The organism is Streptomyces sp. NPDC041970, assembly GCF_055588985.1.
This window is the reverse complement of sequence record NZ_JBVJCD010000016.1, coordinates 95,409-101,585: the sequence shown is the minus strand read 5'-3', so window position 1 is coordinate 101,585 and position 6,177 is coordinate 95,409. Positions and strand designations below refer to the sequence as shown.

Sequence of the window (6,177 nt, the reverse complement as noted above, 5' to 3'; positions counted from 1 at the left end):
CCCCCCCCCCCCCTCCCCCCCCCCCCCCCCCCCCCCCCCCCCCCCCCCCCCCCCCCCCCCCCCCCCCCCCCCCCCCCCCCCCCCCCCCCCCCCCCTGTGCCGGAACGCCGACCGGCTCACTCGCCGAGCACGCGCCGCAGGTAGTCGTTGCCGAACAACCGGTCCGGGTCGAGCCGGTCGCGCACCGCGGTGAACTCGCCGAAGCGCGGGTACACCCGCGCCAGGTACTCCGCGTCGCGCGTGTGGATCTTGCCCCAGTGGGGCCGGCCGGCGTGGGCGGTCATGATGCGCTCGACCGCCGTGAAGTACGAGCGGTACGGGGTGCCCCGGTAGAGGTGGACGGCGATGTACGCGCTCTCGCGGTCCGAGGCCGTGGACAGGGGCATGTCGTCCGCGGGGGCGGTGCGCACCTCGACCGGGAAGCTGATCTTCAGCGGTGAGCGCTCGATCATCGCCTTCAGCTCCCGCAGCGCCGGCACGGCCCGCTCGCGCGGGACGGCGTACTCCATTTCGACGAACCGCACCCGGCGCGGACTGGTGAACACCTTGTAGGGGATGTCGGTGTACGAGCGGGCCGACAGCGCCCGGCTGGAGAGCCTGGCGATCGAGGGGATCGCGGCCGGGACCGCGCGGCCGAGCGCGCAGGCGGCCCGGAAGACCCCGTTGGGCAGCAGCTCGTCGTCGATCCAGCCGCTCACCCTGCCGGGCGGGGCGGCCGGGCCGGCGGCGCGGTTGTTGCGCTTGGTGCTGCAGTTGCCGGTGTGCGGGAACCAGTAGAACTCGAAGTGCTCGTTCTCGGCCACGAGCTGGTCGAAGTCCGCGGTGACCCGGTCGAAGGGCATCGGCTCCTCACGGGCCGTCAGCAGGAAGACGGGCTCCACGGCGAACGTGACGGCGGTGACCACCCCGAGGGCGCCGAGCCCGAGCCGGGCCGAGGCGAAGACCTCCGGGTTCTCCTCGGCCGAGCAGCGGAGCACGGAACCGTCGGCGGTGACCAGCTCCAGGGCCCGGATCTGCGCGGATATCGACGCCGAGTCCCGGCCCGTGCCGTGCGTCCCGGTGGAGGTCGCGCCGGCGACCGTCTGCTCCATGATGTCGCCCATGTTCGTGAGCGACAGGCCCTCGCGGGCGAGTGCCGTGTTGAGCCGCTTGAGCGGAGTGCCCGCCTCCACCGTCACGGTCATCGCCCGGCGGTCGACGTCCCGCACCCCGGTGAGCAGGTCGGGGCGGATGAGCACCCCGTCGGTGGCGGCCGTCGCCGTGAACGAGTGGCCCGTGCCGACCGGCTTCACCCTCAGCCCGTCGGCCCTCGCCCGGCGCACCACGTCCACGAGCTCGTCCACGGACGCCGGGACCGCGGTGCGGGCCGGCCGGGCGGTGACGTTGCCCGCCCAGTTACGCCACGTGTTCCCCGTCGTCCGTGCGTAGGTCTCGGTCATCTTCCCCGCGCCCTCCCGTCGGCGCCGGCTGCACCAGCCGGCGGTACCCCAGGAACGCCACCGCCGCCGCGAGGACTCCCGCCACGGCGGGCACCGCGTACCCCGCCTTCGCCCCGGCGACGTCGACCGCCCAGCCGGCGGCCGAGGAGCCGAGCGCCACTCCGACCGCGAGCCCGGTGCTGGTCCAGGTCATGCCTTCGGTCAGCTTGGTGCGCGGTACGTGCGCTTCGACGAGGGCCATGGTGGTCACCATCGTCGGTGCGACGGCGAGGCCCGCGACAAAGAGCGCCACGGCCAGCAACGGCAGGTTCCCGGCCAGTTGGAGGGGGATCATACTCACGGCCATCGCGCAGACGCCCACCAGCCATCTGGTCGCCGGTCTTCCTTTGACGTCCAGCAGGCCGAAGACGGCCCCCGCCAGGCAGGAGCCGAGCGCGTAGACGGCCAGCACGAGGGAGGCCGCGGCCTTGTGCCCGCGCTCCTCGGCGAAGGCCACGGTCACCACGTCGACGGCCCCGAAGATCGTGCCCGTCGCCACGAAGGTCGCCACCAGCACCTGCAGCCCCCGCGAGCGCAGCGCCGAACCCCCGGTGTGCTGGGACTTCGGGTGCGGCGCGGGTTCGGTCGAGCGCTGCGCGGTCAGCCAGAGGACGCCGACCAGCAGGAAGGCGGCGGCGAACAGCGGGCCCGCCTCCGGGAACCAGGCGGTGGACAGGCCGATGGAGAGGATCGGACCGAAGATGAAGCACACCTCGTCGACGATCGACTCCCAGGCGTACGCCGTGTGCAGATCGCGGCTCGAACCGCGGTAGACCTCCGCCCAGCGGGCCCGGACCATCGACCCCAGGCTCGGCACGCACCCCGCGCCCGCGGCGAAGACGAACAGCGTCCAGTCCGGCATCCCCTGCTGGGCGCAGACGAGCAGGCCCGCCACCGAGGCCACCGCGGCCAGGGTGACCGGGCGCAGCACCCGGCGCTGCCCGTAGCGGTCGACGAGCCGCGAGACCTGGGGGCCGAAGAACGCCGCCGCCATCGCCAGCGTGGCGGAGAGGGCCCCGGCCAGCCCGTAGCCCCCGGTGAGCTGCGAGACCATGGTCACGACGCCGATGCCCATCATGGCGAGCGGCATCCGGCCGAGGAAGCCCGCGGCGGAGAAGGCCGTGGAGCCGGGGGCGGAGAAGACGGCGCGGTACGGGTTGGACAAGGGGCGCTCCGGTCGAGCCTGTCAGGTGTGTGGGTGGCTGATACAGCTTACGGTCGCGCCGGGGGAGCGGACACCGGACGCAGGACGCTCCGGGGCGCGGCGGACGCCGGATGCGGCTCTGTCAGTGGCGGGTGGCAGGATCGACGGCATGTCCGATCTGCGCGATCCCGCACCCTATGACGCTCTCCTGCTGCTCTCCTTCGGCGGCCCCGAGGGCCCGGACGACGTGGTCCCGTTCCTGGCGAACGTGACGCGCGGACGGGGCATCCCCGAGGAACGCCTGAAGGAGGTCGGCCGGCACTACTTCCTCTTCGGCGGGGTGAGCCCGATCAACGCGCAGAACCGCGCGCTGCTCGACGCGCTGCGCGCGGACTTCGCCGAGCACGGCCTGGACCTCCCGGTCCACTGGGGCAACCGCAACTGGGCTCCGTACCTCACCGACACCCTGCGCGAGATGGCCCTGGCCGGCCACCGCCGCATCGCGGTCCTCGCCACCAGCGCCTACGCCTCGTACTCCGGCTGCCGCCAGTACCGCGAGAACCTCGCCGAGGCGCTGGTCGCCCTGGAGGCCGAGGGGCTGCCCGTGCCCCGCGTCGACAAGCTGCGGCACTACTTCAACCACCCCGGCTTCGTGGCCCCCATGGTGGACGGCGTGCTCGCCTCCCTCGCCGACCTCCCCGAGGACGTCAGGGCGGGCGCCCACATCGCGTTCACCACCCACTCCATCCCGACGACCGCCGCCGACTCCTCCGGCCCCGTCGAGGAGCACGGCGACGGCGGGGCGTACGTCGCGGAACACCTCGACGTGGCCCGGCTGATCGTCGAGGCGGTGCGCGAGGAGACCGGCGTCGAGCACCCCTGGCAGCTCGTCTACCAGTCCCGCAGCGGCGCCCCGCACATCCCGTGGCTGGAGCCGGACATCTGCGACCACCTGGAGGCCCTGCACGGCGAGGGCGTCCCGGCGGTCGTGATGGCGCCCGTCGGCTTCGTCTCCGACCACATGGAGGTCCTGTACGACCTCGACACCGAGGCCGCCGCGAAGGCCGCCGAGCTGGGCCTGCCCGTCCGCCGGTCCGCGACGGTGGGCGACGACCCGCGCTTCGCCGCCGCCGTGCGGGACCTGCTCCTGGAGCGCGCCGCGACCGAGCGGGGCCGGACGGTCGAGCGCTGCGCGCTGGGGGCCCTCGGCCCCTCCCACGACGTGTGCCCGGTCGGCTGCTGCCCCGCCAGGGCCCCGAAGCCGGCCGCGGCGGGCGCCGACAGCCCGTTCGCCTGAGCCGGGACCACCTGGGAGCGCCCGGCCCCGTACGCCGTGGCGGGCCGGGCGGCGACCGGCCCTGCGGCTCGGGGGCGGCCGGGCGCCCCGAGCCCCGTACACCCGTGAGAGCCCACCACCGACCACTGGGAGCGCTGTGACCGACCCCGCCCTGTCCGAGCTGCTCGACCTCGCCCTGGAGGCCGCCCGCCGCGCCGGAGCCCTGCTCCGCGACGGCCGCCCGGCCGACCTGGGGGTGGCCGCGACCAAGTCCAGCCCCATCGACGTCGTCACGGAGATGGACCTCGCCGCCGAGAAGCTGATCACCGGCTATCTCTCCGAGCGCCGGCCCGACGACGGATTCCTCGGCGAGGAGGGCGCGAGCGCCGTCGGCAGCACCGGCGTCCGCTGGGTCATCGACCCCCTGGACGGCACGGTGAACTACCTGTACGGCCTGCCCACCTGGGCGGTCTCCATCGCCGCCGAACGGGACGGCGAGCGCGTCGTGGGCGTCGTCGAGGCCCCCATGCGGCGCGAGACCTACCACGCGGTCCTCGGCGGCGGCGCGTACGCCAACGGGGCCGTGCTGCACTGCCGACCGGCCCCGCCGCTGGACCAGGCCCTCGTCTCGACGGGTTTCAACTACGTCGCCCACGTCCGCGACCACCAGGCGGCCGTGGCCCGGCAGCTCGTCCCCAGGCTCCGGGACATCCGGCGCAGCGGTTCGGCGGCCGTCGACCTCTGCGACGTGGCGGCGGGCCGGCTCGACGGCTACTACGAGCGCGGCCTGCACCCCTGGGACCTCGCGGCGGGCGACCTCATCGCCCGTGAGGCGGGCGCGCTGACCGGCGGCCGCCCCGGACGGCCCGCCGACGGCGAGCTGGCGGTGGCCGCCGTCCCCGGCGTCTTCGAACCGCTGCAGGCCGCCCTCGACGAACTGGGCGCCTGGCACGACTGACGGCCGCCCCGACGAAGGGCCTGGCGGGGCGTACGGGCCGCCGAGGACGCGGCAGGGCCCCGGACCGCGTCACGGCGGTCCGGGGCCCTGTGGCGTACGGCTCAGACGCTGGCGGCGCCGATCTCCACGCCGTGCTCGGCGGCGAGGCGGCGCAGGTCGTCCAGCTCGCCCTGTTCGACGTCCGCGAGGAAGTCGTCGCCGTCCTCGCGCGCCCGCGTGAGGTCGGACTCGGTGGTCTTGATGCGGTGCAGCAGACCTGCGGTGAAAGCGTCCATGGTGCGCCCCCTCATCGTGGGTCGGTGGCACGGGTGTGCCCGAGATCCCTCCGGACGGAGCGCCGGAGGAGCGGGTGATCGCGCCGCCGCTCCCAGGGGCGGAGCGGGTCGTGGCGTGCCACGGGACAGGCGTGATCGCGGGTGTGAAGCCCTCTTCCCCGTGCCGATCCTCAGAGAAACCTCAAGCGCCCCGGAAATCCGCCGCTCTCCGGGCGGGTCCTCCCGCGGGAGGGGGCCCGAGACCGTCTTACCGCCGGTTTATACGCGTTGCGGGCAGGATGGAAGCGCACAGTGGACGCCGCCGATCATGTTCGCGCGGCTCGGAGCGGACCCGCGTGGGCCGCTCGCTGGGCGAACCCGACGAAGAACCGAAGGAAGGACTGCGCCGTGCGCGTACTCGTCGTCGAGGACGAGCAACTGCTCGCCGATGCGGTGGCCACCGGACTGCGCCGGGAGGCCATGGCCGTCGACGTCGTCTACGACGGCGCCGCCGCCCTGGAGCGCATCGGGGTCAACGACTACGACGTCGTCGTGCTGGACCGGGACCTCCCGGTGGTGCACGGGGACGACGTCTGCCGCCGGGTCGTGGAGCTGGGAATGCCCACCCGCGTCCTCATGCTCACCGCCTCCGGCGACGTCAGCGACCGGGTCGAGGGCCTGGAGCTGGGCGCGGACGACTACCTGCCCAAGCCCTTCGCCTTCAGCGAGCTGACCGCCCGCGTGCGCGCGCTGGGCCGCCGTACGACGGTCGCGCTGCCGCCCGTCCTGGAGCGGGCCGGCATCAAGCTCGACCCGAACCGCCGCGAGGTCTTCCGCGACGAGGTGGAGATCCAGCTCGCCCCGAAGGAGTTCGCGGTGCTGGAGGTCCTGATGCGCAGTGAGGGCGCGGTGGTCTCGGCGGAGCAACTGCTGGAGAAGGCCTGGGACGAGAACACCGACCCCTTCACCAACGTGGTGCGGGTCACGGTCATGACGCTCCGCCGCAAGCTCGGCGAGCCGCCCGTCATCGTCACCGTGCCGGGCTCCGGATACCGGATCTGACGGCC

Annotated in this window: 6 protein-coding genes; 3 read left to right on the top strand and 3 right to left on the bottom strand. The window is 74.2% G+C overall.

Annotation, left to right across the window (positions count from 1 at the left end; all coding sequences use genetic code 11):
- Positions 1-116: 116 nt before the first annotated feature.
- Both ACZ6EJ_RS11620 and ACZ6EJ_RS11615 read right to left on the bottom strand, forming a co-directional pair.
- Positions 117-1,439: a D-arabinono-1,4-lactone oxidase gene (locus ACZ6EJ_RS11620; protein WP_469266415.1), complete on the bottom strand. Its 1,323-nt coding sequence runs from the start codon at positions 1,437-1,439 to the stop codon at positions 117-119.
- The gene (locus ACZ6EJ_RS11615) at positions 1,396-2,643 is read right to left on the bottom strand and encodes an MFS transporter (protein ID WP_469266414.1); all 1,248 of its coding nucleotides are present in this window, start codon (positions 2,641-2,643) and stop codon (positions 1,396-1,398) included. The genes ACZ6EJ_RS11620 and ACZ6EJ_RS11615 overlap by 44 nt, the downstream gene beginning before the upstream one ends.
- 148 nt (positions 2,644-2,791) lie before the next feature.
- On the opposite strand from ACZ6EJ_RS11615, the gene ACZ6EJ_RS11610 reads away from it, so the two are divergent.
- Together ACZ6EJ_RS11610 and ACZ6EJ_RS11605 are read left to right on the top strand one after the other, a co-directional pair.
- Positions 2,792-3,919 carry a ferrochelatase gene (locus tag ACZ6EJ_RS11610; protein ID WP_469266413.1) on the top strand — a complete coding sequence of 376 codons (1,128 nt, stop codon included), beginning with the start codon at positions 2,792-2,794 and terminating at the stop codon, positions 3,917-3,919.
- Between the two features lie 136 nt (positions 3,920-4,055).
- Positions 4,056-4,856, top strand: coding sequence for an inositol monophosphatase family protein (locus ACZ6EJ_RS11605; protein WP_469266409.1), 801 nt, complete (start codon positions 4,056-4,058; stop codon positions 4,854-4,856).
- A 101-nt stretch (positions 4,857-4,957) separates the two neighbouring features.
- On the opposite strand, the gene ACZ6EJ_RS11600 is transcribed toward ACZ6EJ_RS11605, so the two are convergent.
- Positions 4,958-5,131: a hypothetical protein gene (locus ACZ6EJ_RS11600; RefSeq protein WP_469266408.1), complete on the bottom strand. Its 174-nt coding sequence runs from the start codon at positions 5,129-5,131 to the stop codon at positions 4,958-4,960.
- Between the two features lie 387 nt (positions 5,132-5,518).
- On the opposite strand from ACZ6EJ_RS11600, the gene ACZ6EJ_RS11595 reads away from it, so the two are divergent.
- Complete coding sequence (locus ACZ6EJ_RS11595) at positions 5,519-6,172, top strand: response regulator transcription factor (protein ID WP_398065969.1); 654 nt, start codon at positions 5,519-5,521, stop codon at positions 6,170-6,172.
- Positions 6,173-6,177: the final 5 nt, after the last annotated feature.

Coding starts and splice junctions, on each gene's coding strand:
- ACZ6EJ_RS11620 (WP_469266415.1), bottom strand. CDS start 1,439: ATGACCGAGACCTACGCACGGACGACGGGGAACACGTGGCGTAACTGG.
- ACZ6EJ_RS11610 (WP_469266413.1), top strand. CDS start 2,792: ATGTCCGATCTGCGCGATCCCGCACCCTATGACGCTCTCCTGCTGCTC.
- ACZ6EJ_RS11600 (WP_469266408.1), bottom strand. CDS start 5,131: ATGGACGCTTTCACCGCAGGTCTGCTGCACCGCATCAAGACCACCGAG.